At 67.6% G+C, this 21,791-nt stretch carries 29 protein-coding genes; 17 read left to right on the plus strand and 12 right to left on the minus strand.

Features of this window, described 5'->3' with window-relative positions; genetic code table 11:
* The first annotated feature begins 260 nt into the window (after window positions 1-260).
* Complete coding sequence (locus ACZ7KI_RS26415) at window positions 261-965, plus strand: hypothetical protein (RefSeq protein WP_470275762.1); 705 nt, start codon at window positions 261-263, stop codon at window positions 963-965.
* Between the two features lie 37 nt (window positions 966-1,002).
* Here ACZ7KI_RS26415 and ACZ7KI_RS26420 read toward each other — a convergent pair whose 3' ends face one another.
* The gene (locus ACZ7KI_RS26420; protein ID WP_470275763.1) at window positions 1,003-1,341 is read right to left on the minus strand and encodes a MerR family transcriptional regulator; all 339 of its coding nucleotides are present in this window, start codon (window positions 1,339-1,341) and stop codon (window positions 1,003-1,005) included.
* Window positions 1,342-2,354: 1,013 nt separating this feature from the next.
* On the opposite strand from ACZ7KI_RS26420, the gene ACZ7KI_RS26425 reads away from it, so the two are divergent.
* Genes ACZ7KI_RS26425 through amaP form a run of 6 tightly spaced genes read left to right on the plus strand, consistent with a single transcriptional unit; the run spans window position 2,355 to window position 4,793 of the window.
* Window positions 2,355-2,825, plus strand: coding sequence for an Asp23/Gls24 family envelope stress response protein (locus tag ACZ7KI_RS26425; protein ID WP_470275764.1), 471 nt, complete (start codon window positions 2,355-2,357; stop codon window positions 2,823-2,825).
* A complete protein-coding gene (locus tag ACZ7KI_RS26430; protein WP_044850563.1) occupies window positions 2,822-3,118 on the plus strand; it encodes a hypothetical protein in 297 nt (98 codons plus the stop codon). Before ACZ7KI_RS26425 ends, ACZ7KI_RS26430 begins: the two co-directional genes overlap by 4 nt.
* A complete protein-coding gene (locus ACZ7KI_RS26435) occupies window positions 3,115-3,291 on the plus strand; it encodes a hypothetical protein (protein ID WP_037305786.1) in 177 nt (58 codons plus the stop codon). Before ACZ7KI_RS26430 ends, ACZ7KI_RS26435 begins: the two co-directional genes overlap by 4 nt.
* A gap of 4 nt (window positions 3,292-3,295) precedes the next feature.
* Window positions 3,296-3,700 carry an Asp23/Gls24 family envelope stress response protein gene (locus tag ACZ7KI_RS26440; RefSeq protein ID WP_470275765.1) on the plus strand — a complete coding sequence of 135 codons (405 nt, stop codon included), beginning with the start codon at window positions 3,296-3,298 and terminating at the stop codon, window positions 3,698-3,700.
* Window positions 3,697-4,224 (plus strand): DUF6286 domain-containing protein, encoded by a 528-nt coding sequence (locus tag ACZ7KI_RS26445; RefSeq protein ID WP_470275766.1) that lies wholly within the window; start codon window positions 3,697-3,699, stop codon window positions 4,222-4,224. Before ACZ7KI_RS26440 ends, ACZ7KI_RS26445 begins: the two co-directional genes overlap by 4 nt.
* Window positions 4,221-4,793: an alkaline shock response membrane anchor protein AmaP gene (gene amaP, locus ACZ7KI_RS26450; RefSeq protein ID WP_470275767.1), complete on the plus strand. Its 573-nt coding sequence runs from the start codon at window positions 4,221-4,223 to the stop codon at window positions 4,791-4,793. Before ACZ7KI_RS26445 ends, amaP begins: the two co-directional genes overlap by 4 nt.
* A 112-nt stretch (window positions 4,794-4,905) precedes the next feature.
* On the opposite strand, the gene ACZ7KI_RS26455 is transcribed toward amaP, so the two are convergent.
* Window positions 4,906-5,541: a carbonic anhydrase gene (locus ACZ7KI_RS26455; protein ID WP_470275768.1), complete on the minus strand. Its 636-nt coding sequence runs from the start codon at window positions 5,539-5,541 to the stop codon at window positions 4,906-4,908.
* Window positions 5,542-5,633: 92 nt separating this feature from the next.
* On the minus strand, window positions 5,634-6,326 hold the full coding sequence (locus ACZ7KI_RS26460; RefSeq protein ID WP_470275769.1) for a PAS and ANTAR domain-containing protein: 693 nt from the start codon (window positions 6,324-6,326) through the stop codon (window positions 5,634-5,636).
* A gap of 387 nt (window positions 6,327-6,713) precedes the next feature.
* Here ACZ7KI_RS26460 and ACZ7KI_RS26465 point away from each other — a divergent pair, with 387 nt between their 5' ends.
* The 3 genes from ACZ7KI_RS26465 (at window position 6,714) to ACZ7KI_RS26475 (ending at window position 8,284) form a co-directional block, all read left to right on the plus strand.
* Window positions 6,714-7,109 (plus strand): MerR family transcriptional regulator, encoded by a 396-nt coding sequence (locus ACZ7KI_RS26465; RefSeq protein WP_470275770.1) that lies wholly within the window; start codon window positions 6,714-6,716, stop codon window positions 7,107-7,109.
* 107 nt (window positions 7,110-7,216) lie between these two features.
* Window positions 7,217-8,140, plus strand: a complete 924-nt coding sequence (locus tag ACZ7KI_RS26470) for an NADP-dependent oxidoreductase (RefSeq protein ID WP_470275771.1) — start codon at window positions 7,217-7,219, stop codon at window positions 8,138-8,140.
* Window positions 8,141-8,143: 3 nt separating this feature from the next.
* Window positions 8,144-8,284, plus strand: coding sequence for a hypothetical protein (locus tag ACZ7KI_RS26475; RefSeq protein ID WP_470275772.1), 141 nt, complete (start codon window positions 8,144-8,146; stop codon window positions 8,282-8,284).
* Here ACZ7KI_RS26475 and ACZ7KI_RS26480 read toward each other — a convergent pair.
* On the minus strand, window positions 8,281-8,919 hold the full coding sequence (locus ACZ7KI_RS26480; RefSeq protein ID WP_470275773.1) for a VC0807 family protein: 639 nt from the start codon (window positions 8,917-8,919) through the stop codon (window positions 8,281-8,283). The genes ACZ7KI_RS26475 and ACZ7KI_RS26480 overlap by 4 nt on opposite strands.
* 221 nt (window positions 8,920-9,140) lie before the next feature.
* Between ACZ7KI_RS26480 and ACZ7KI_RS26485 the strand changes: the two genes are divergently transcribed.
* Genes ACZ7KI_RS26485 through ACZ7KI_RS26495 form a run of 3 tightly spaced genes read left to right on the plus strand, consistent with a single transcriptional unit; the run spans window position 9,141 to window position 11,553 of the window.
* Window positions 9,141-9,749, plus strand: coding sequence for a CcdC protein domain-containing protein (locus ACZ7KI_RS26485; protein WP_470275774.1), 609 nt, complete (start codon window positions 9,141-9,143; stop codon window positions 9,747-9,749).
* A complete protein-coding gene (locus tag ACZ7KI_RS26490) occupies window positions 9,746-10,900 on the plus strand; it encodes a sensor histidine kinase (protein WP_470275775.1) in 1,155 nt (384 codons plus the stop codon). The genes ACZ7KI_RS26485 and ACZ7KI_RS26490 overlap by 4 nt, the downstream gene beginning before the upstream one ends.
* Entirely contained in the window at window positions 10,897-11,553 is a 657-nt protein-coding gene (locus ACZ7KI_RS26495; RefSeq protein ID WP_470275776.1) for a response regulator, read from the plus strand. The genes ACZ7KI_RS26490 and ACZ7KI_RS26495 overlap by 4 nt, the downstream gene beginning before the upstream one ends.
* A gap of 144 nt (window positions 11,554-11,697) precedes the next feature.
* Here ACZ7KI_RS26495 and ACZ7KI_RS26500 read toward each other — a convergent pair whose 3' ends face one another.
* Together ACZ7KI_RS26500 and ACZ7KI_RS26505 are read right to left on the minus strand one after the other, a co-directional pair.
* Window positions 11,698-11,820 (minus strand): hypothetical protein, encoded by a 123-nt coding sequence (locus tag ACZ7KI_RS26500; RefSeq protein WP_470275777.1) that lies wholly within the window; start codon window positions 11,818-11,820, stop codon window positions 11,698-11,700.
* A gap of 50 nt (window positions 11,821-11,870) precedes the next feature.
* Window positions 11,871-12,341 carry an OsmC family protein gene (locus tag ACZ7KI_RS26505; protein ID WP_470275778.1) on the minus strand — a complete coding sequence of 157 codons (471 nt, stop codon included), beginning with the start codon at window positions 12,339-12,341 and terminating at the stop codon, window positions 11,871-11,873.
* 273 nt (window positions 12,342-12,614) lie between these two features.
* Here ACZ7KI_RS26505 and ACZ7KI_RS26510 point away from each other — a divergent pair, with 273 nt between their 5' ends.
* A complete protein-coding gene (locus ACZ7KI_RS26510; RefSeq protein ID WP_470275779.1) occupies window positions 12,615-13,013 on the plus strand; it encodes an HPF/RaiA family ribosome-associated protein in 399 nt (132 codons plus the stop codon).
* Window positions 13,014-13,183: 170 nt separating this feature from the next.
* Here the strand turns inward: ACZ7KI_RS26510 and ACZ7KI_RS26515 are convergent, their stop codons facing one another.
* Genes ACZ7KI_RS26515 through ACZ7KI_RS26530 form a run of 4 tightly spaced genes read right to left on the minus strand, consistent with a single transcriptional unit; the run spans window position 13,184 to window position 18,238 of the window.
* A complete protein-coding gene (locus tag ACZ7KI_RS26515; protein WP_470275780.1) occupies window positions 13,184-13,879 on the minus strand; it encodes a glycosyltransferase family 2 protein in 696 nt (231 codons plus the stop codon).
* A complete protein-coding gene (locus ACZ7KI_RS26520; protein ID WP_470275781.1) occupies window positions 13,876-15,156 on the minus strand; it encodes a PIG-L family deacetylase in 1,281 nt (426 codons plus the stop codon). The genes ACZ7KI_RS26515 and ACZ7KI_RS26520 overlap by 4 nt, the downstream gene beginning before the upstream one ends.
* Complete coding sequence (locus ACZ7KI_RS26525; protein WP_470275782.1) at window positions 15,153-16,148, minus strand: acyl-CoA dehydrogenase family protein; 996 nt, start codon at window positions 16,146-16,148, stop codon at window positions 15,153-15,155. Before ACZ7KI_RS26525 ends, ACZ7KI_RS26520 begins: the two co-directional genes overlap by 4 nt.
* A 14-nt stretch (window positions 16,149-16,162) precedes the next feature.
* Window positions 16,163-18,238 carry a catalase gene (locus tag ACZ7KI_RS26530; RefSeq protein WP_470275783.1) on the minus strand — a complete coding sequence of 692 codons (2,076 nt, stop codon included), beginning with the start codon at window positions 18,236-18,238 and terminating at the stop codon, window positions 16,163-16,165.
* A 276-nt stretch (window positions 18,239-18,514) separates the two neighbouring features.
* Here ACZ7KI_RS26530 and ACZ7KI_RS26535 point away from each other — a divergent pair, with 276 nt between their 5' ends.
* Window positions 18,515-18,646: a hypothetical protein gene (locus ACZ7KI_RS26535; protein ID WP_470275784.1), complete on the plus strand. Its 132-nt coding sequence runs from the start codon at window positions 18,515-18,517 to the stop codon at window positions 18,644-18,646.
* The gene (locus ACZ7KI_RS26540) at window positions 18,628-18,960 is read left to right on the plus strand and encodes a hypothetical protein (protein WP_470275785.1); all 333 of its coding nucleotides are present in this window, start codon (window positions 18,628-18,630) and stop codon (window positions 18,958-18,960) included. The genes ACZ7KI_RS26535 and ACZ7KI_RS26540 overlap by 19 nt, the downstream gene beginning before the upstream one ends.
* Here the strand turns inward: ACZ7KI_RS26540 and ACZ7KI_RS26545 are convergent.
* A complete protein-coding gene (locus tag ACZ7KI_RS26545; RefSeq protein WP_470275786.1) occupies window positions 18,862-19,467 on the minus strand; it encodes a TetR/AcrR family transcriptional regulator in 606 nt (201 codons plus the stop codon). The two genes, ACZ7KI_RS26540 and ACZ7KI_RS26545, sit on opposite strands and share 99 nt — an antisense overlap.
* A gap of 118 nt (window positions 19,468-19,585) precedes the next feature.
* Between ACZ7KI_RS26545 and ACZ7KI_RS26550 the strand changes: the two genes are divergently transcribed.
* Complete coding sequence (locus ACZ7KI_RS26550; RefSeq protein WP_470275787.1) at window positions 19,586-21,034, plus strand: hypothetical protein; 1,449 nt, start codon at window positions 19,586-19,588, stop codon at window positions 21,032-21,034.
* Between the two features lie 62 nt (window positions 21,035-21,096).
* Here ACZ7KI_RS26550 and ACZ7KI_RS26555 read toward each other — a convergent pair whose 3' ends face one another.
* A complete protein-coding gene (locus tag ACZ7KI_RS26555; protein WP_470275846.1) occupies window positions 21,097-21,750 on the minus strand; it encodes a DUF4231 domain-containing protein in 654 nt (217 codons plus the stop codon).
* Window positions 21,751-21,791: the final 41 nt, after the last annotated feature.

Below are 21,791 nucleotides of genomic sequence, written 5' to 3' on the forward strand. Positions count from 1 at the left end.
TATCGTGAGGTCGTTCAGACTGTGTGGAACCGGTCGGAATGTGGCCTCGGGCGGGCCACCCGAGAATGAGGCGAGCCGAGCACCTGCCAGCGGGCATGACGGGCCCCTCTGCGGGTAACTGCTCCTGAGCTCGCCGACGGTGGGAACCATGGCACCGCGGTTGAGGAACCACCCGATAGGTGACTCCGATTGCACAACGCTGAACGCTACTTCGTCGCCATTGAGACTGCGCCCCACGCGGCATATCTCGCGGTGACGGTATGACACCGCCTGACGACGTCGAGACCGTACTGGCTCGCCTGCATCGCGCGGCCGCCGATGGGCACCATCTCGGCGCCGTCGCCTCTCTGCGGATCGCCGAGCCGCTCGGCCTCGATGCGCTCACCATCGACTTGATCAACAGCACGGGGACGCTGGAACTGGTGTGGTGCGACCCCGCGGACGGGCCAGGCCACGACCTGGACAATCTGCAGTACACCCTCGGTGACGGTCCCACCCTGGAGGCCGTCCAGCAGGGTTACACGGTGTCCGAACCCGATCTTGTCGCCACCGACCAGGCCCGTTGGCCGTTGTTCCTGCCCGCCGCGATGCAGTCACCGGCCCGAGCCGTCATCGCCGCCCCGCTGCAAGTCCACGACGGGACTTTCGGAGCCCTCACCGGTTACCGGGCCACGCCCGGCGCCATGACCGCATCGCAGGCTCGCGATTTCCATCGCGTCCGGGACGGGCTGCTGCCCTTGCTGCTGCAGAGCTCGCCGATTCTGGCCACCAGCGACTCCGGAGGCGGCGACGGCCTCCGCCGTTACCGGGCAGAAGTCCAGCAAGCCGCCAGTTTCCTGGCCGCCGCCCTCGCCATCCCGCCCGATCAGGCACTCGCGCGGCTACGCGCACACGCCTTCCGCCACGACCGCTCCCTGACCGACCTGGCCCGCGACGCCCTCACCAGCCGCCTCCGGCTGGACTGATCACGAGTCGGAGCCCCTGAGACAGTGACTTGACGGTTTATTCGGTGGCGCGGAGTTCATTGTTCTGACGCTGGGACTCGTGGAGTTGATCTTCGAGCGAGACGATGCGGCAGGCGGCGTCGACGGCCGTGCCCTGGTCGACCAATTCCCGCACGCGTGCGGCAATGCGCAGTTGGTGCCGGGAGTAGCGACGGTGCCCGCCAGCGGAGCGCTGCGGGCTGATCAGGCCGGCTTCGTCGAGACTGCGCAGGAAGTTCTGGGTGGCGCCCAGCATGTCCGCGGCGCGGCCCATGGTGTAGGCGGGGTAGTGGTCGTCGTCGAGCTTGCCGGCCCCGCCCGAACCGGGCCGGGGGATACCGCGTTGGTCAGGAATCATTCCACCTCCACAGCACAAGGGACCCCGGACGCCACTCGTGGCGCCCGGGGTCCCAGGGGTCGGGTTTCACCATTGTCAACCGGCCGTGAGGCCGGTGTCCTGCATCCGCGGTGTCCGTCCGAGAGGCGGACGATGCGGAGATCGCTTAGTCGTAACCGAGAACCACCTTCCAATCCGATGGGCCTGCGGTACCCGCGCGGCACTACTGCCCAGCCGCGGCGGGCGATCCAATGATGCTCCCGTTCCCTTCTTTCCGGTGTTTCTCTTACTGGTACTGCCTGTACTGCGATTTCCTCGGACATCACCGGCTGGAACCCTTTCACCTGATCGGTCCCAGCACGCGTCATGTCGCTGGTCACTGCCCAGAGCCCTGTCCAAGATCGGCTCCGGCCACCTGACCGGTCCTGCATCAACTACTTACTTTCAACTACTTGCTGACATGCAACTGCTTTACTGTTTTTACAACTGCGTACTTCGTTTACTGCTTACTGCACTGCTTCGCCGGGATCGGCCTTACTGCTCACGTCTTCACTTCACGATCCCGGTACTTCACCGGTCACCAGTCGAAACCTGTCCACTGATCAGCTTCGTCCTGCCTGACCGTCTTGTCTCACCTCGCGGGTAGTTCCGTCATCTCCCGCGCCTGCTTGACGTTGTCTCTCTCGGTACGAAAAGAACACTACCCGCACCCACAGCCGAATGTCTACCCTCACGACCATAGATTTTCTCTCGTCTTCGCGCATGAGAACCGTCGACGCGGAAGATTCGCAGGTCAGCGCGGGGTGAGCGACGGCGTCATCACTCGAAAGGGTAGGGGTGATCGACTGGAGCCCCTGCCGTCGACTGCCCGGGACGCGATCGCGATACCTGATATCGACTCGGGCGGGAGGGGTGGGTGTCACACGATGGGGTCGTGACGATCTTCTCGGGACGGGGTCTCAGTGGTGTGGAAGTAAGGATGGAACGAGCGTGAACTTCCATCGAGACCGCAAGAATCCACCCGAGGAGAAGTCATGACGAATTCGACCGCCACCAAGGCCCCCAGCCAGTCGTCCCAGGTCGAGAAGACCGGCACGGGCGCGTTGGAGTCGAGCAAGGGTGCCACCACCATCGCCGACACCGTCGTGGCGAAGGTCGCCGGACTGGCCACTCGGGAGATCTCCGGCGTCTACGACCTGGGCGGCGGGGCGGCCCGGGCGTTCAGCGCGATCCGTGAGCGCATCCCCGGCGCCACGGCCTCGGCGAGCCAGGGTGTGTCGGTCGAGGTCGGCGAGAAGCAGGCCGCGGTCGACCTGCAGATCCTCGTCGAATACGGCGTGTCCATCGCCGACCTGTCCCGCGCGGTGCGCAGGAACGTCATCGGCGCGGTCGAGCAGATCACCGGCCTCGAGGTCGTCGAGGTCAACATCAACGTCTCCGACGTGCACATCCCCGGTGACGACGAGGACGAGGACGCCAAGAGCGACACCGGCCGCGTCCAGTGACCCCCGGCGTCGAGATCGACGCCGACCGCATCGCCGCCGCTGTGCAGGCCCAGCCCCATGTCGCGGGTCTGCACAGCGGCCGGTTCGGCGAGATCGCCACCCTCCTGCGCGGGCGCCGGATCGCGGGAATCCGCATCCGCGACGACGAGATCACCATCGGTGTCACCGGCCGCTACCCGGCGACAGCCGTCGAGATCAGTGACGACGTCCGCGCGGCGGTGGGGCCGATCGGCCTCCCGGTACATGTGCGGATCGGCGACATCGCCTCCGCACCAGCCAAGGAGAAACCATGAATTCCACGCATCTCGGCCTGCTCACCGGCCTCGCCCTCGGCCTCGCGGCCGCCTTCGGCGGATTCAGCGCCTTCATCGTCGTCCTGGTCCTCGGTGCCCTCGGCTTGCTGGCGGGCCGTGTCCTCGACGGCAAACTCGACCTTTCGCAACTCACCGGCCGCGACAGGGGCTGACCCCATGACCGCCACCCTGTCGAGCGCGATCCCCGGAACGGCTCCCGCCGACGCCGGAGACCGGGGCGTCCTCACCATTTCCGACAGCACGGTGCAACGGATCGCGGCGCACGCGGTGACCGAGGTCGACGGTGTCGGCGGTGCCGCGAGCCGCGTGCTCGGTGTCGCTGTCGGTGGCGAAGACATCGACAACAGCGCCAAGGTCACCGCGAAAGTCACCGGTGGTACCGCCAGCCTCGATGTCAGGATCTCCATCAGCTACCCGATGTCGGTCTCTCGCACCACGGAGAACGCCCGCCGCCATCTGATGCGCCGCGTCGAAGAGTTCACCGGTCTCACGGTGTCGCGAGTGGACATCACCGTCACCGCGCTGCACACCGCCACCGCCGAAACCAGGAGGGTCCAGTGAAACGCCGCCCACGCCGCAGCATCCCCGCGACTCTCACCGCGATCGTCCTGCTCGCCGCTTGCGCGCTCGTGGCGGTCGTCGCGATCCAGACGCTTCTCGGTGAGCCTCCTTGGATTCGCTACGACACCGTCGCCGGCACCCTGCACGAGCTGCGCTGGAGCGACCTCACGACGGCCGTCATAGGCGGCGTCGCGGTGCTCCTGGGGGTGATCCTGTTCTTGGCGGCGGTGCTGCCGGGCAGGCTCACCGTCCTGCCGCTGCAAGGCGAACTGGACTCCGGGGCCTCGCGTCGAAGCTACCGCTCCACCCTTCGCGCCGCGGCCGCCACAGTGGACGGTGTGTCCAGCGCGACGGTGAAACTCAAGTCTCGCAAGGTTTCCGCGAAAGTGAGCACCGGGCGGGCGACCACCGATGGTCTCGCCGAAGCCGTTCGCGGGGCGATCTCGCACCGGCTCGGCCAGATCGACCCCGCCCTCCGCCCGGCCGTCAAGGTCAAGGTCCGCAGTGTCAGGAGCAGGTCATGACCAGCCTCAACCGGCCCGCCCGGCTCAATCGCACGTTGCTCGCCTTCTTCGGTCTCGTCCTGATCGCGGCCGGTGCCTTCGTCCTGCTGACCCATTTCGGCAGGCTCACCGTCTTGCGACCGGAATCCGCGGTGGTGGCGGGGACGGGACAGCCACCGACCTGGGCGCTTTACGTCACCGCCGCGGTCGCGGTCGTGCTGGGCCTGCTCGTGCTGCGGTGGCTCATCGCGCAGCTGACCCGGAAGCCCAAGACCCACACCTGGCGCTTCGAAACCGACCCCGCTGCCGGCCGCACCGAGCTGGCCGCGGGCGCCGCGATCGAGCCCTTCGCCGCCGAGGTCTCGGACTATCCCGGCGTCCACGCCGCGCACGCGACGCTCGCGGGCACCCGTCACGCACCGGCCGTCGCGTTGGTGATCAGTGCCGAACAGGACGGTGACGTCACCGAAATCCGCCGCCGGATCGACACCGACGGCCTCCCGCGACTGCGGCAGGCCCTCGACCTCGACACACTGCCGGTGACCGTCGAGTTTCGCTTCTCCGCCAAGACGGGCGCCCGCGCCCTCTAGCGTGCGACCTCCGCTCGCCGAGGTGTCCGGCAAGGATCGGATGACCAGCGAGCTCAGGATCAATTACCCCGCAAAGGGCCATCGGCATGACCCGGATCGCCGCGGAAGAACCTCAGCCGTTGGTCGCTTGTGTGTGTATCCCGCGGGTGGTGATCACGCGGGCGCTGCCGTCAGCGAGCCGGTAGGACAGACCGGCGATGGCGGTCTGGCCGGATTCGATCTTGTCGGCGAGGAGCCGGGAGCGGTCGGTGAGGAGATCGACGGTCTGGCGGATGTGTTCGGCGATGATGTCGTCGTCTTCGGTGAGTCCGGCGGCGCGGGCGGCGAGCACGCTCGGGGTGACGCGTTCGATGACGTCGCGCACGAAACCGTTGGTGCCGAGACCGTCGGCGAGGGCGGCGCGGGTGGCGGCGACCGCCCCGCAGGAGTCGTGGCCGAGGACCACGATCAGCGGGCAGTCCAGCACGCTGACGGCATACTCGATGCTGCCAAGCACTTCCGCCCCGGCGACGTGGCCGGCGGTGCGGACGACGAAGAGATCTCCCAAGCCGCGGTCGAAGATGATCTCGGCGGCCAGCCGTGAGTCCGAGCAACCGAAGAGGGTGGCGAAGGGGCGTTGTCCGGGTGCGGTTTCGGCGCGTCGGGTGGCGTCCTGGTTCGGGTGCTCGGGTGTTCCGGCGACGAACCGCCGGTTTCCGGCCAGCAACAGGTCGAAAGCCTCGGACGGTGGCAGCTGCTTGTCGATCATGAAGCAGAGGATAATCGGTCGAGAACCGACTAAGCGAACATGAAGCATAGACGGCGGATCCAAGGTCCATGGCGATCATGACAACGCGGGAACTAGGCAGTAGCCGTCGGGTCGGGCTGGTCATGGATGGTGAGGAGGATGTGGTCGAACTGGGTGCGTTGTTCCTTGGGGCTGCCGCCGAGGGTGCTGAGGGCCGCGGTGAGTTTCTCGGCGAGCGCCCGCAGCTTGGTGTTGGTTTCCTGGGATCTCCATTGCAGGATGCGGAAGGCTTGCTCGGCGTTGATGCCGTAGACGACCATGAGCGCGCCCTTGGCCTGTTCGATGCAGGCACGGGCGTTGAGGAGGTCGGGAAGTGCTTCGTCCAGGATCTGCTGGCGATGGCCGTCGCTGATGATGTCGAGGTCGATGTAGTAGCCGGTGGTGCCGACGGTGGCACCGGTGTCGTCGTAAAGCCGGTCGCCGACGACCAGCACGTGGTGTTCGATACCGGAGGTGTCGATGATGCGATGGCGGCTGCAGAACGCGGTGCCGTCGTGAACCGCCGCGGCGAGCGTTCCGGCGACCGTGTCGCGGTCCTCGGGATGTTTGTGCGACAGCAGTAGCTCGGTCGTGGGCTGGACGGCTCCCGGCGCGTAGCCGTGAAGCCGGGCGACGTCGTCGGACCATTCCCAGGACTGGTCGGCGAAGCGGAACCGGAAACTGCCGATGGCGTGCGGATGCCCGGCGATGATCCGGTTCAGCGCGGAATGCGGAGCGCTTCTGTTGGAGGCGGCGGTGTCGGTCACCGGCCTATCCTGCCAAGACCACTGCCTGCGCGGAAATTCACCGCACACGCTGGGACGCGGCCGCGACACCGGCGACTCGGTGGCAAAGGGCCGGTAGCACAGTGTCGAGGGCTTCATCGCGAACAACAAGTACAGCGGTGCGAACGCGACCCGGCGCTCCGGACGGGAATTCACGTCGGCTGGCCATGGCGAGGGGGACGGTTCCTGATGGGAAGGAATCCGGCCCCGTCGGCTGGGTAAGTCAACCGACGGGGCCTGAGCTGTCGATCTGCCGCGGCAGACCGGCAACCTGCCTGCAGAGTGCCCAGAATTCAGTGATCGATGCGCCTTATCGCTTATCGATCTCGTTGGTTTTTCCCTGTCCTCCGCGGGCGTAGGCTCTCAGGGATGCGGATCGGTGAGCTGTCCAAGCGCACGGGCGTGAGTCCGCGCTCCCTGCGGTACTACGAAGAACAAGGTCTGCTGACCAGCTCACGCTCCGAGGCGGGGCAGCGTCACTATTCCGACGCCGCGGTCCAGCGCGTGTCGCTCATCCGACAACTGTTCGACGCGGGTATGTCCAGCCGGGTGATCGCGACCGTGCTGCCGTGTGTGGACCTCCCAGGTGACCTGGTTGTCGCCGAGGAGACGTTCACGGCGATGATGCGCGAGCGCGACCGGATCGACGCCGAGGTCGCGCACCTGATCGAGACCCGGGACGCACTCGACGTGCTGATCAGGGCCAACAGCAGGCACCGGGCGGAGCTGTCTACGGCCCCGGTACCGGTGACACGGTCGGCCTGATGCTGTGACCTGCACCTCAGCCGGTTGCCCCTTACATCGATGTCAGCGGTGAGGATGGCTGCAGAGCCCGGAACCACCGGGGTCGGTCATCCAGGAGGCGGCAGAAGATGGGGCAGGCGTGGGGTTTCGGCAGGTATGGCGGGCCCGAGGTGCAGGAGTTCTTCGATCGTCCCGATCCCGCCCCCGGTCGCGGTGAGGTGCTGATCCGGGTCGACGTCGCCGGCGTGAACCCCCTCGACCACGCGGTGCGCTCGGGTCTGGTCCCCGGGCTCGACGGCGGACGTCCGTTCCCTCGTGTGCTGGGCATGGAGGCAGCCGGAACCGTTCTCGCGTTGGGCGAAGACGTCGACGGGTTCGAGGTGGGTGACGCGGTTTTCGGCTTCGCCCTCACCGGTGGCGGTACGTACGCCGAGACGACAGTGCTGTCCGCACCGAACACCGCCCGCATCCCGACGGGCCTGTCCGCGACCGTGGCGGCAACGCTGCCAGTGGCCGGGACGACCGCGGTGGACGTGCTCGACCAGCTCGGCCTCCCGGCCGGCGCCACGATCCTGGTCAACGGGGTCGGAGGCGGTGTCGGCCTGGCCGTCGCCCGGCTGGCCGTCAGGCGCGAGCTGCGGGTGATCGGCACCGGTAGCACCGCCAAGCGCGAGCACTCCGAAGCCATCGGGGTGCGGTTCATCGACTACACCGTCGAGGATGTCGCCGCCGCGGCGCGCGAGCTGGCCCCAGACGGCTTCGACGGGATCGTCGACCTGGCCGGAGGCACCTCGCTGCGGACGGTCGCTCCGCTGGCCCGGGATCCCCGCAACGTCATCGCCGTAGGTGATATGTCGGTGCCGGAGCTCGGTGGGCGTTTCGTCGAGCGTCGCCTCGACCGAGAGAACCTGGAACAGGCAGCCCGGCTGGCCCTCGACGGAGTCCTCGCACCCGTGATCACCGCGGTCCACCCACTCTCCGACGCCCCGGCCGCCCTCGCCACCGTCGAGAACGGTCACACCTCGGGCAAGGTTGTCATCAAGGTGGCATGAGAAGTGCCCGGCCACCCAACGCCGTCGGCCGTCCATTGCGGACCGTCACCACTGTCTACTTACGTCGCGGACTGGGACGATCTGCCCGAGTGGCAGAAGGCCACCGACATGGACATCTTCGAACGCATCGAACAGGACGTTTAGACCTTGGCCGTGTGGAGTCGACAACCACAGGCGCGCTCGGCCCGCCGCTTCGTCAGCAAGGTCCACCCGATGAGCCCGGCGAAGGCGACGATCATCAGCACCTGAGACCAGGAAGCCGCCGTGTCGAACGGCAGGGTGTACACGCCCGCGATGCGGAGCACAGAGTCGGCGATCAGCCCGACGCCCCACACCAGCGTGATCTGATACCAGCGGCGGCGCCGGGGCGCATTGTGCGCCGTGGCCTCGAATTCGCGCTGATGATCGCCGCCGGCCGACTGCGCGAAGCGTCGTGCCGCGTAGTACACGAGAGGACGGCGCAGGGCGCAGCTGCCGACTAGGGCCACGCCTGCACAGAAGGTGGTCACCGATTCCTTCGCCAGCAACAGACGCGGGTCTCCGGTGAGGAAGCTCAACCCGAGGCCCAGGCCGAAGAGCAGCACGAGGAACGCCGAAAACAGGTCGACCCGGCGTTGCGCCACCACGACCCAGACGGTCCGTAGTCCCGCGACGACCGTGCCGGCCAGCAGCGATACGTAGGCGCTCGCGCCGAGCAGGTTGGCCGCGTAGTAGGCGACGACGGGCAGGCCGACGTCCAGGAACATCGTGAAGATCATCTTGCGAGCGGACATTGTCATGCCGTACTCCCCGATTTTGGCTTGGCTGCTGCGATTCGCGGGAAACGCTACGGCCGCCGCCGCGCGCCGTCTTGCCTCTCCGGCGGTATCCCGGGTGGAGAAATCCAGGCTCCGGGTGGAGGGATTTCTCCACCAGCGGATACCCCGCGCACCGCACGACTCCGGGGCCGTTCCGCCGTAGTTTTCTCGGCATCGGAACGAAGTCGAAAGGCAGGAAAGCCATGAGCGGACCCGTGGAAATCGTCCTGATCGTGGCGGCGGTCGCCTACCTGATGGTGCGGCGGATGATCGGCGAACCCGCGCAGGCCAAGCAGATGCTCATCCTGCCCACGGTGCTGTCGGTCGTCGGCCTCACCACGCTGTCCGGCGAGGTGAAGACCCCGGCTTCGATGGCCTTCCTCGTCGGGACCGCGGCGATCAGCGTCGTCCTCGGCATCCTCCGCGGGGCGAGCGTGCGGATCTCCCGGCGCGACGGCAACACCTTCGTCCGCTACACCGCGGTCACCGTCGGGCTGTGGGTGGCGAACATCGTGGTCAAGATCGGGGTGAACGTCGCGCTCGACGCCTTCGACCCGAAGGACTCCGGCGGTGTGGCCAACAGCCTGCTGCTCACCCTCGGCGTCGGTATCCTCGCCGAAGGGCTGGTCGTGCTCTACCGCGCGCTGCGCGCCGGACACCAGGTGATGTGGACCCAGGGCAGCGACGGCGAACCCGGCCAGACCTCGCCGCTGCTGGACAACATCCAGCGCAACCTCGGCGGCCGCCCGGCGGAGTGGAACACGCAGTTCGATCGTGACAGCCGCCCGGCGAGGAGGAACCTGGTCCCATGAGCACACCGGACCAGTGGACGCTGGCCCGTCTCGGGCAGTACCGGGGCGAGCTGATCCAGCCCGCCCTCGTCCTCACCTCCATCGCCTGCACCGCTGTTCAGTGGCCGGACGCGCAGATCGCGTACCGGCCATTGGCCTTACCGCTGTTCGTGCTCACCTCGATCGCCGCGCTCGCCTCCCTGCTGCCCTGGTCCCGGCTGGCCGGGAACCTGCAGATCGCCGCGATGAGCGCGTACATGCTGTTCAGCGCGCTGCTCATGCCGCTGGCGCACGGAACGTTCGCCGCGATGTTCCCGTTCGTCGCCGCGTCCGCCTCGGGGATCAAGCTGGCGTCCCGCCGGGCCGCGGTGACGATCGCGGTCTCCGGAGCAGTCGTCTCGGCCGGCGCGACCTGGGTGGTCGGGCAGTTGGCGCCGCACTTCCTGGAGTGGCAGGTGTGGGTGACGCTGACGGTGGCCCTGCCGGTCGCGTTCGGCATCTCGCACCGCGACCGCCTCGACGCCGTCCGCAACGCGCACCTCGCCGCCGAATCGGCCCAACGCGCCCGCGAGTCCGAGGCCCGCGAGGCAGCGCTCATGGAGCGGGGCCGGATCGCGCGCGAGATTCACGACGTGCTCGGTCATTCGCTGTCGGGGATCGCGCTGCAATTGGACATGGCCGACGCATTGCGCGACAGCGGTCGCGACGACGAGGCAGCCGCCGCCATCCGCAAGGCGCGCGCCATCGCGGTCGACTCGATCAGCGAGACTCGGCGTGCGGTGCACGCGCTGCGCGAGGACACCCTGCCGTTGCCCGAGACGGTGCGCCAGCTCGCCGAGCACGCGTCCGCTGGCTTCGTGCTCGAAGGCGAGGCCGGAGCGGTCGGCCCGGAGACCACGCACACCATGGTCAGAGCTGCGCAGGAGGCGATGACCAATGCGACCAAGTACGCGCCGGGCGCGACGTGCGACCTCCGGCTGGCCTTCACCGCCGATCAGGTCAGGCTGACCGTGCACAACGGGCCCGCGACCGAGCCTCGCCGCGCCGAGCTGGCCGGCGGTTCCGGCGTCGGGCTCGTCGGCATGCGCGAACGGGCCGCCCTGCTCGGCGGCACCCTGCGAGCAGGACCGGCCGACGGCGACTGGACCGTGGAACTGGAGCTGCCTCGATGACGGACCGCCCGATCACCCTCGTTGTCGCCGACGACCAGGCGACTGTCCGCGAAGCGCTCGCGGTCATGCTCGACCTCGCCGAGGACGTCGACGTCGTGGCGACCGCGACCAACGGCGCCGAAGCAGTCGAGGCCGCGCAGCAGCACCGTCCGGACGTGGTGCTCATGGACCTCAACATGCCGGTGCTGGACGGGGCCGGCGCGACCGTGCGCATCCGGGAAACCCAGCCGGACACCACGGTTCTCGTGCTCACCACGTTCGACGACGACGAATCGATCCTCGCCGCGTTGCAAGCGGGCGCGAGTGGCTACCTGACCAAAGAGGCCGATCGCACCACCATCCTGCACGCCGTGCGCACCGCGGCGCAAGGCCAGACCGTGCTCTCGCCCGAGGTGCAGCGGCGGCTGCTCGCGCTCGCCGCCAAACCGGCGCCGCCCGCCGAGCCGGATCTCGCGCTGACCGCGCGCGAACGGGAAATCCTCGGCCTCATCGGCGACGGCCTGCGCAATCCGGAAATCGCGGCCAAACTGGTCATCAGTGAAGCCACCGTGAAAACGCACATCAACAACCTGTTCGCCAAAGCCGGGTTCCACTCACGCGCCGACGCCGTCCGCTACGTACTCAGCTACCAGAACGGTCAACGCAAGCAATAACCGGAGAAGGGAACGGGTTCTTCTCGAGTTCCGCGATGACACATCGGTGCCGAATCCTCGACTCCGCGACCGGACAGCATGGTTCGCGAGGCACGCCATCCGAGGTGCCGCCAAGGCGCGAAGACATATTCGCCATGCTTCGATTCACTGGTACGGATTCCCTTCCCAGAGAGCGGCGAAGCCGTTCATCGCCTTGACGATCGCCGCCTTGTTCGCGGTTTCCTGCATCAGATCTGTGGCGGCAGGCGTGTTCGGCGGGTAGGGCATGATCGTCGGCCGGTCACCGAATCCCTGTGACCCGGGTCGTTCTTCAGGCGTCAATCGTCGGCGAAGGCCGGCTCGGTTCGGACCTCGAAGTTGACGGAGTTGGCGATGAAGCACAGTTTGTGGGCTTCTTCGTGCACCGCGAGGGCACGTTCGCGGTCGGCTGGTGACGCCAGCTTCACCAGCGGACGGAGTACTGCTTCTTCGAACCGGCCCCCGCCGGAGGCGTTCTCGACCATGATGCCGGATGGGCTGTCGGAGTACTCGGTGACCACGATGCCCTCGCGTGCGCAGAGTACGAGATACCAGAGCATATGGCATTGGGACAGTGTGACGATCAGGAGTTCTTCGGGGTTCCACCGCTCCGGCAGGCCGCGGAAAGCCGGATCGGCGGTGCCGGGGATCGTCGGCTTGGAGCCCGCGCTGATCTCGTGATCCCGGCTGAAGTCGCGGTAGCCGGTGGTGCCCGTTCCGGTGTTGCCGGTCCAGCGCACCGTGGCGACGTAGTGATGGCTCTTGGTCAAGGATCTCCTCTTTCGGCGGCTATTCGACAGAGCGGTCGCACCTGGTCTCTCAACGATGAACGGTTACCCGGCTGGCCACAAGCACCCTGTGCGGCTTTTGCCTCTGAGTCGCGTTCTTGCGATTCTGGATGGGGACTCGCTTGCGTCGCGGGGCGGGGGAGAGGCGACGATGATGGAGGGGTGGGGTTCCGAGGTGCGCTCGGGTTCGTGAGTTTGAGTCAGCGATATCCGTGGTACTGAGGACACCTCTACTGTTCTCTGCGGAGGGTGCTCGTGCAGATCGAAGTCAACACCGACCACAACGTCCATGGCGGCGAGCGACTGGCCACCTATGTGAAAACGGACTTGGAGAGCAGTCTGGCCAGATTCGGCGGTTGGCTGACCCGGGTGGAGGTGCACCTCAGCGACAACGGGGGCACCAAGCCGGAAGACAAGAAGTGCGTGATCGAAGCACGTCCCGGGAGCAAACAGCCCGTGGCGGTGACGCATCATGCGACGACGGTGGACGACGCGTACGCCGGCGCGGCGCACAAGATCAAGAGTGTGCTGGATTCCCTGTACTCCCGCGCCCACGACCACAAGGGCGGTGAAAGCATCCGCCACATGGCGGCCCCGGAAAACCCCGAGCAGGTCGGCGTGATCGACGATCCGCAAGCCACGACCTCTTCTTGACGCTGCTGGTCGCCGCGCGGGGTGGGAGGCTCCCGTCGCACCCCGCTCGGTGGAGATGACAGGAGTTACCGGGAGAGCTGGAACACCGCGGCCCTCAGCGTTCACCCGCCGACCGTGCGTGTGCTCGTACGACCGCGCTGTCGCCGCGGCGACAGCGCGGTCGCAAAGGTTCATGAGGCTCGGGTAAGGGCACGCAGCAGTGTCGAGAGGCCGTCCGGCGCTCGGCCGGTCAGCCGGACGCTCGTCACCACTTTCGCTTCCTCGGCATAGGTCAGCCGGAATCCGGCGTGGGCGAGACGACGCCACAGGTCGTGGTCTTCGGCGGTCCGGATGGGGAGGAAACCGCCGACCGCGTGGTAGGCGCTCGCCCTGATCGACAGGTTGGCTCCGTAGACGTTGCCGTGGCCCTCGGGAATCCGCGTGTTCGCGAGCAGTGCCTCGTAGCGTGGCTGTGCGTTGGCCGCCAACGCGGTTTTGAGCTTCGCTGTGCCGGCGACGGCGTCCCAGCCCGCCTCCGCCCGGCGGACATGGCGGACCGCCCAGTCCCGGTCGACTACGGTGTCCGCGTCCGTGCTCAACAGCACGGTACGGGCCGATGCGTGGTGATCCAGCCCGCGAACCAGGTGCCGTGCGCCCAGCGCCCGGACCGCGCCGATCGGCAGGTCGCGAGCGTTGACGAGGACCTCCGCTCCCGCGCCCCTGGCCAGCTCGGCGGTGTCGTCACAGCAGCGGTCGGCCACCACACAGACACGTCGTTCCAGTTCCGGAGGCAGTTCGCGCAGAGCGACAGCCAGCGCGCGCAGACAGGCCGGGAGGTCGGTCTCTTCGTCGCGCGCCGGGATCAGCACGCCCACGGACGTGATCAACGGCGTGCCAGAACATCGACCAGGAACTCGGCTTCACTGTGCATTACCAGACTCCGCAAACCTGGATGCGTTCGCAGCCGCTCGTGGACTTGGGAGCCGTGGTGGGGCGCGTCCGGAGCTTGCGGGCGCCAGTGCACGGCAAGCACTTGCCCACCCGGGCGCAGTGAGGCCACCGTGCGGTCCAGCGTCGCCATCAGGTCCGCCTCGCTCAGGTAGTAGAGAATTTCGCTCAGTACCACCAGGTCCGCCGGACCTCGCAGGTCGTCGGGCAGCGCGCCCGCGGCGATCTCCACTGTGGACAGATGTGCCGTGCGCTCCCGGGCGATCGAGAGTGCGGCAGGCACCGGATCGAAGGCGTAGACCTGGTCGCAGCGGTCGGCCAGGTCCAAGGTCAGGGCTCCGGTGCCGCACGCGGGTTCCACCGCGAGGTCGTACCTCTCGCGGGGCAGAGCGGCCAGGGCGACCGTCCTTTTACGACGTTCGTACCAGCTGTCCATCGCCCACGGATCGGGTTCGCGGTAGAGCGTCTCGAATCTGCTCACCGGCGTCGATGACGTCCTCGGCTCGTGGAACACGATCTCCCTGTCGCGCGCGAAGTGCTCCAGGATCTCCGGTGTCAGGATCGGATCTTCCCCGGCCGGGCCCGGCTCCAACTGCGACTGGAAAGCTTGCACGGCTTTCGTTTTGATCGCCGCGCTCGCGTCGTCGAGCCGGATTTCCGCGGCCCGCGCCCAGGGGATGGCCCGGTCGTGCGGGGCGACCATATGCCACAGCCATATCGGGTAGGACCATCGGTGCGCGCCCAGCGGTGCGGCGCGGAACGCGGCTCGGCCTGCCACCTGGTGGTCCGGATGAGGGTCGTCCGGCCAAGGAGCCAGGCAGAGTTCGCTGCCCGCGGCCACTTCACGGATGACGTCGGTCAGTGCGGACTCGTGGTCGATCAGCGCGGAGTCGGGAAGCCCTGCCCATACCGGTTCCACGTCCTCCATTCCTTGACACCGCAACGCTTCCAGCAGCTCCAGGCGACGCCGTGCGCCGAGGGACCGGCGGTCGGCGGCCGAGGAGTGGGGGAACGCGGCTTCCCCGTCGGTCGCGACGACCAGCCGGATCTCGGCTCCGCGGCTGTGCAGCCGCTGAATGAGCCCGGAAACGCCCAGCGTCTCGTCGTCCGGGTGCGCGGCGACGACGCAGACGCGGCGCACGTCCTCGACGGGGAACAGCGGGAGCGGCTCCAGCCCACGCCAGTCGGTTTCGGCGTGGAAGGGGCCCGTGGTCACCGTCGCCCGTCTTTCAGGAGTTCGACGGCCAAGGCCGCGAGGTCCCGGGCGCCGTGATGCTGCCGGACGTAGACCATCAGATCGGCCAGCTGCCGGGGCAGCCGTCGATCGCGGCAGAGTGCCGTCGGCCCGGTGATCTCCGGTGCGATGTCCAGGACCTGCCGGGCCGCGTGCTCGACGGCGGCCCGGCAGAAGCCGGTCAGCAGGGGCAGGTCCTCGTCCTGTTCGGTGTCGACGACTTCCGCCGTCCGCACGAGTAGCGCGTCGGCCTGGTGGAGCGCGGTGTGCAGCGCGCCGAGGTGGGCGTACTGGTGGTCGTCCGCCGCGCCGCGGGCGCGCAGGTACGCCGTCACCGAGTCCACGACGGCCGCGCAGCCGCCGAGCCACACCGCCGCGACGCCCGCGCCGCCAAGGCTGAACCCCGGCCGGGACACGTACCAGCCCGGCTCGGCGACGATATGGGCCGAGGTCACCGGGACCCCGTCGAACCGGACATCGCCGCTGTCGGAGGCGTCCATCCCGATCGCCTGCCACGTTTCCGGCAGGGCGTGGACGCCTGGCTCGTCCAGGCCGACTTCCAGCAGGATCGGTGGCCCGTCCTCGTAATCCGCCACCACCAGGGCACGGTCAAGGACCTGAGCGCCGGAGCAGAACCGGACGGTACCGGTGAGCGCGCCGCCCACGACGGCCGCACCGGTACCGCCCGAACGGGCGGCCCAGACGCCGTACAGTGCGTCCGGCACGGGCTCCCGGCCGGCTTCGGCCAGAATCGCGAGGGCATCGGTATGGCCCTCCGCGAGCCGGCCGAGCACCAGGTCGCGACGCCCCAGTCCGGCGAGTGTCGTCCAGCGGCCCCACGTGTCGCCCCCACCCGGGAGCGGCAGGTCGAGGACCCCGTTCTGGATCAGCAACCGCACCATGGCGGTGATGGTCTCGACGGTTCTCGGCTCCGGCAAAGGTTCCGGTGCGGCGGGTTCGAGCAGGGTCTTCATCAAGGTCCGATTCCTCAGTCGTTCATCACACGTTCGGCCCGCTCCCAGACGCGGTGCAGACCCACGGACTTCACCAGCTCGGCGGAGAACGGTTTGGCGACCTCGTCGGCGAGCACGATTCCCGGTGCGTCGACGTCGATCCCGGCGTCGGCCAGCACTTGGCGCCCGTCACCCCAGGCACCGATGACCTTGCAGTGACGGAACATCTCCTCCAGCAGAATGGTCAGCTTGATGTCGTGCAGCCCGGCCGTACCGCCCGCGACCACCACCGCGTCGAACTCGATGGATCGGGCGGTGAGGAACGTCCTCGCCACCGGCTGTTGCCCGCGTCCCCGCTTCAACGTTCCGCCGACCGGCGCGAGGACCCGCAGAATCGCGCCCTGGGCCTCGACGGTCCGGCGCAGTTTGCCGATCCCGCCGAGATCGGCGCCGGACGTCGCCACCACTCCGATGATGCGGCCCGCGATAGGGCCGGGCCCCGCCGGGATCTGCGACAGCGCGGCGGAAGGAGTGACGTCTTCGGCCGGGGTGCCCAGCGGAGCGGGAAGCCCGAGTCCTTCAGCGACCGCCGTGCACAGTTCGGCATCGACCTGGGCGAGCGATTCGAGGACACGTTCCTGGATCGACTGGGCGAAGCACTTTCCCAGCTCGAACGTGAACGCTTCGATCAAGTGGATCTTCTCGATCCGGGACATGCTCTTCCAGAAGAGCGTGGCCTGCGAGAAGTGATCGTCGAACGACACCGGGTTGGCCCTGACCTTGGGGCCGCCGACCTCGATGGGCCGGTGGACGTAGGCGCCTTCGGCCTCCGTGGTCGTGGTCGGCAGCGCGTCGTCGACGCTGTTGGGCAGATACGGGGCCTGTCCGTGGTGGATGAGGGTCTGATGCATCCCGTCGCGCAGGTTGTCGTTGACGGCCACGTGCGGGCAGTTGATGGGGAGTTGCGTGAAGTTGGGGCCGCCGAGCCGGGTGAGCTGAGTGTCCAGATAGGAAAACAGCCGCGCCTGCATCAGCGGGTCGTCGGTCACCTCGATGCCGGGCACCAGGTTGCCGGTGTGGAAGGCGACCTGTTCGGTCTCGGCGAAGTAGTTGGTCGGGTTCCGGTCCAGCGTGAGCTTGCCGACCAGCTGGACCTCGGCGAGCTCTTCCGGGACGATCTTGGTCGGGTCGAGCAGGTCGATCCCCTCGAACATCTCGTCGTCGGAATCCGGCATGACCTGGAGGCCGAGCTCGTACTCCAGGGGTGCCCCGGCATCGATGCCGTCTGCCATGTCCCGGCGGTGGAAGTCGGGATCGGCGCCGGCGGCGATCTGAGCCTCTTCCCACACCAGTGAGTGCACACCGGCCACCGGTTTCCAGTGGAACTTCACCAGGCTGGTCGCGCCTTCGGCGTTGACCAGCCGGAAGGTGTGCACTCCGAAGCCTTCCATGGTCCGGTAGGACCGGGGGATTCCGCGGTCGGACATGGCCCACATGACGTGATGCGTCGCCTCGGTGTGGAGGGAAACGAAGTCCCAGAAGGTGTCGTGGGCGGTCTGTGCCTGCGGGATCTCCCGGTCCGGGTGAGGTTTGCCCGCGTGGATGACGTCGGGGAACTTGATGCCGTCCTGGATGAAGAAGACCGGCATGTTGTTGCCGACCAGATCGAAGTTGCCCTCCGCCGTGTAGAACTTCACCGCGAAGCCGCGGACGTCCCGGACGGTGTCCGCCGATCCCCGCGAGCCCAGCACCGTCGAGAACCGCACGAAGACCGGGGTCTCCCGGCCCTTCTCCAGAAAACCGGCCTTGGTCACCGACGCCGCGTTGCCATAGGCGCGAAAAGTGCCGTGTGCCGCCGCACCGCGGGCGTGGACCACTCGCTCCGGGATACGTTCGTGATCGAAGTGGGTGATCTTCTCGCGAAGATGGAAGTCCTCCATGAGCGACGGCCCCCGCGGGCCCGCCTTCAGCGAGTGGTCGGTGTCCGAAAGGCGGACCCCCTGAGCTGTCGTCAGGTAGTTCCCGCGCTGTCCCTCGCCCGACCGGCCGGTCCTCGCGTTCGATTCGCCTTCGGCCGGTGCCGGCTGCTCGCGCTGACGTTTCGGGGGCATGATTCTCCTTGCCGAGAGGGGTGGTGCGCGGTGGATACCCCGTCTTGATCGTCTCTAAGCGACCCGTACGGCAACCCGTTCGTGTACTTCGTCCCGGGTGTGCGCGATGCCGTTCGGGGGATGCCGGGGCCGGCAGGATCGTTGAGTCAAGCCAAGTGCGCGCAGACGCACGCGCACTGGCACGACGCAACCACCGCGACGCCGCCCAGTTCGACGACCGCCCCACGACCTACCTGACGTCGGCCGGACCGGTGCCACGAGCACTACCATCAACTCGTGCCTGACCTCCCGGGACCGGGCGCGGGGTTCGACGGCACCATCGAGGAGAACGTGCGCCTCGGCCGTCCCGACGCCGACGAAGCCGAGGTGCGGGCGGCGGCGAGCCCATCGTGCTGCTCGACGAGGTGACCTCCGCCTTGGACCCGATCAACGAGGCAGCCGTCCACGAAGGAATCGAACGCCTGATGGCGGGCCGGACCGTGGTGATGGTCGCGCACCGGTTGCGGACCGTCCGACGCGCCGACCGGGTCGTGTTCCTGGACGGGGGCCGGATCGCGGAGGACGGCAGCCACGACGAACTGTTGCGGCATGGCGGCCGCTACGCCGAGTTCTGGGACATCTCCTCAGACTCGCACGAGAGGAAGGTAGACCGTGTCGGCGATTTCGGTGATGGTTCTGTCGGTGATGGCGGTGACGCCGCGGACCAGGTACTCGTGACGTAGCAGGTCGACCGCCACCGTGGCGATACGGGGCGAAAGCGCTTCGGGGCGGGCCTGCCCGCGGGCGACCGCGCGGCCGAGCACGGTCAGCCATCGCGTGAGACCGGTCTCGACCATCTGATCACGGATCGCGCGGACCAGGTCGGGTTCGTTGCCCATCTCGGCGGCGAGGATGTGGAGGATCTCCCCTTGCGGGGAACTGAGCCGCTGAGCCGCGCCGCGCAGCAGCCCGAGGACGTCGGCGCGGAGGTCGCCGGTGTCCGGCACCTCCTCGGCCGTTGTGACATGCAGGTGCGCGGCGACAGCCAGTGCGGCGCGGCTCGGCCAGCGACGGTAGATCACGGTCTTGTTGGTGTGGGCACGGGCGGCGACCCGATCGACGGTCAGGCCGCTGTAGCCGGTCTCGGCCAGTTCCTCCAGCGTGGCTTGCAGGATCGCCTGTTCCAGCACTTTCCCGCGCCGCCGTGGCCCTTTTCGGGGATCGACGGTGTGGTCCGACGTCGTCGCCACGCTCACTCCCAACGTATTTAGGGGACTCTCGGTACCCTATTGATTCGATCGCTGCTACGGTCTCGATGAGTATAGGGGACGCAAAGTCCCCTATAGATGAGTGGCAGAGGAGAGTGCGATGACGGACATGCTGCCCGGCATCCGGGTCGGCGTGGTGCGGGCCACGACCTACGGGATGTTCGGCCCGCCGGACGGGTTCGTCCCGGAGGCTCGCGCCTTGGGGGCGAGCATTGTGCGGGTGAACCTCTACTGGTCGCAGGTCGAGCCCGAGCCCGGCCGATTCGTGTGGGACACCGTGGACGCACTGCTCGATCAGCTCGACGACGGTGACGAGGCCTGGGTGACGGTCTGTGCCAGCTCGCCGTGGGCGACGCGGCACGAGACTCGATGGCTGCCGGCATCACCGGCGCTCGACATCGACCGGTACCGCCGGTTCGTCACCGAGTTGGTGGGCCGCCGGCCGGGAGCGATCCGGTTCTGGCAGAGCGAGATCGAACCGTGCCTGCCGCTGTTCTGGGCGGGCACGGCCGAGGAGTACCTGGCCCAACTGCGCGTGTTCCACGCCGCGGCCAAGGCCGCCGACCCGGCCGCGCTGGTGGTGCTCGGAGGGGCGGTACCCGGGGCGATGCTCGGCGACGGCCAGGCGGGGGCGAGCACGTGGGCGAGCTTCTTCGGTCAGGTGCTGCGTGACGGATCTGAGTACTTCGACGTCTTCGACATCCACCCCTACGGTGATGCCTACCTGGTTCCGGCGCTGGTACAGGCATGCCACCAGCAGCTGGCCGCGCATGGCTGCCGTCAACCCGTGGTCGCCAGCGAACACAGCGGCCCCCTGCCGACGGACTTCCCCGGGAATCTCCCGTATCTGGCCGAAGTGCTCGCCGCGCATCAGCGACAATTCCTCGGCGAAGTACCCATGCCGGACACGATCGAGGATCTGCTGGGCGGCGAGGATCCCGCGGTGATCGCCCTCTACGAGCGCATGGACGAGTTGCCGCCCACCCTGCGGATGTTCATGGCCGGAAGTCCGGCCGAACTCGATGACGAACGCCATCGGATCGCCTGCCGGGACCTGGTCGTGCGGACCGTTCTCGCGTTGTCGGCGGGCGTACGGCGCAACCTGTACTACGCGTTCGGGCCGGAGTGGAAACTGGACCGTCACCTCCGCATCACCCCGATCCTGATGTTCGACAAGCTCAAACTCATGGACTACGGCGACGACGGCACCGTCAGCCACCGATACCCGGCCGCCGACACGTTCGAGCTGATGGCACGGCACCTCGGCGGGGCCGAACAAGTCGACCGGATCTCGGTGCCCGGCCACCCGGACCTCTACCTGTTCCAGGCTCGGCGAACCAACCGCGCGCCACTGCTGATCGCCTGGCAGCGACCCGGCACCGCCCACCGCGAAGACCTCCCGCCGATCGAACTCACCCGGGAATGGCCCTATCCCGACGCGCACGCGGTGGACGCCCTCGGGACCAGTGTCGCCGTGCGGCTCCACGACGGAAATCTTCGGATCGGCATCTCGGCGACACCTGTCTTCATCGACACCACTCGGTATTGAGGGGTCTGATGAATGCCTTCGAGAAGCGTCAAGTTGAACGTTCTGTTTGCTGCGCGTCCGACTCATGTCGTGCCGCCTGGTCCTTGTGTAGCTGACGCTGCAGCCGAACGGTGCTGCTTCAAGATTTCTTCAGGCAGGCGAACCGAACCGGTGACCGTGTCTTGTTCGTGTTCCAACACCTGGTTGAGGTTGTCGATGGCCTGCTTCGTCTCTTCGTGGGCACGTACTTGATCCGGCTCGGTCGCGAACGTCAGCCTCAGTAAAGCCAACTCCCAGCGTCGGACAATGATCTCCACGGCGAGCCGTTGAGTCCGATACAATCGCCAGTTCTCGTTCCATGAGTAGAAAGCTCGAACCGAACCCACCAAGGCGATGCCGACGCTGATGCCGGTCAATATCAAGTTCTGGGAGCTCGACTCCACGGTGATGGTGGGAAGAAAAGTGACCATAAAAGGAAAGGTCAAACTCAAGACGATCTCGATGAACCCGGTTAGGCGAAACCAGTTCATATGCCAGGTGCCGTACCGGCGATACCGTCGTCCTTCGCGTGCCACCGCTCGATCGACCAGGTCGGCGTGTACCGGAAAGACTTCAGTCACCGCCTCGCTCCATGGATACTTCGAGCGGCGCTTGCGGACTTTCCGCTCACTCCGCCGAGCAGACCGCGGCGGATCTCCCTCCGCCGTCAGCTTCTCGGTATCCGATGATTCGACCATGGTCACTGGCCCCCTGTCGTTCGACTCGACTCGCGTCGCGG

This window comes from Amycolatopsis sp. NPDC039088 (genome assembly GCF_055598845.1).

Coding starts and splice junctions, on each gene's coding strand:
- ACZ7KI_RS26555 (WP_470275846.1), bottom strand. CDS start 21,750: ATGGTCGAATCATCGGATACCGAGAAGCTGACGGCGGAGGGAGATCCG.
- ACZ7KI_RS26435 (WP_037305786.1), top strand. CDS start 3,115: ATGAATTCCACGCATCTCGGCCTGCTCACCGGCCTCGCCCTCGGCCTC.
- ACZ7KI_RS26525 (WP_470275782.1), bottom strand. CDS start 16,148: ATGAAGACCCTGCTCGAACCCGCCGCACCGGAACCTTTGCCGGAGCCG.
- ACZ7KI_RS26490 (WP_470275775.1), top strand. CDS start 9,746: ATGAGCACACCGGACCAGTGGACGCTGGCCCGTCTCGGGCAGTACCGG.
- ACZ7KI_RS26550 (WP_470275787.1), top strand. CDS start 19,586: ATGACGGACATGCTGCCCGGCATCCGGGTCGGCGTGGTGCGGGCCACG.
- ACZ7KI_RS26485 (WP_470275774.1), top strand. CDS start 9,141: ATGAGCGGACCCGTGGAAATCGTCCTGATCGTGGCGGCGGTCGCCTAC.
- ACZ7KI_RS26440 (WP_470275765.1), top strand. CDS start 3,296: ATGACCGCCACCCTGTCGAGCGCGATCCCCGGAACGGCTCCCGCCGAC.
- ACZ7KI_RS26455 (WP_470275768.1), bottom strand. CDS start 5,541: ATGATCGACAAGCAGCTGCCACCGTCCGAGGCTTTCGACCTGTTGCTG.
- ACZ7KI_RS26495 (WP_470275776.1), top strand. CDS start 10,897: ATGACGGACCGCCCGATCACCCTCGTTGTCGCCGACGACCAGGCGACT.
- ACZ7KI_RS26530 (WP_470275783.1), bottom strand. CDS start 18,238: ATGCCCCCGAAACGTCAGCGCGAGCAGCCGGCACCGGCCGAAGGCGAA.
- ACZ7KI_RS26500 (WP_470275777.1), bottom strand. CDS start 11,820: ATGCCCTACCCGCCGAACACGCCTGCCGCCACAGATCTGATGCAGGAA.
- ACZ7KI_RS26415 (WP_470275762.1), top strand. CDS start 261: ATGACACCGCCTGACGACGTCGAGACCGTACTGGCTCGCCTGCATCGC.
- amaP (WP_470275767.1), top strand. CDS start 4,221: ATGACCAGCCTCAACCGGCCCGCCCGGCTCAATCGCACGTTGCTCGCC.
- ACZ7KI_RS26480 (WP_470275773.1), bottom strand. CDS start 8,919: ATGACAATGTCCGCTCGCAAGATGATCTTCACGATGTTCCTGGACGTC.
- ACZ7KI_RS26470 (WP_470275771.1), top strand. CDS start 7,217: ATGGGGCAGGCGTGGGGTTTCGGCAGGTATGGCGGGCCCGAGGTGCAG.
- ACZ7KI_RS26465 (WP_470275770.1), top strand. CDS start 6,714: ATGCGGATCGGTGAGCTGTCCAAGCGCACGGGCGTGAGTCCGCGCTCC.
- ACZ7KI_RS26420 (WP_470275763.1), bottom strand. CDS start 1,341: ATGATTCCTGACCAACGCGGTATCCCCCGGCCCGGTTCGGGCGGGGCC.
- ACZ7KI_RS26425 (WP_470275764.1), top strand. CDS start 2,355: ATGACGAATTCGACCGCCACCAAGGCCCCCAGCCAGTCGTCCCAGGTC.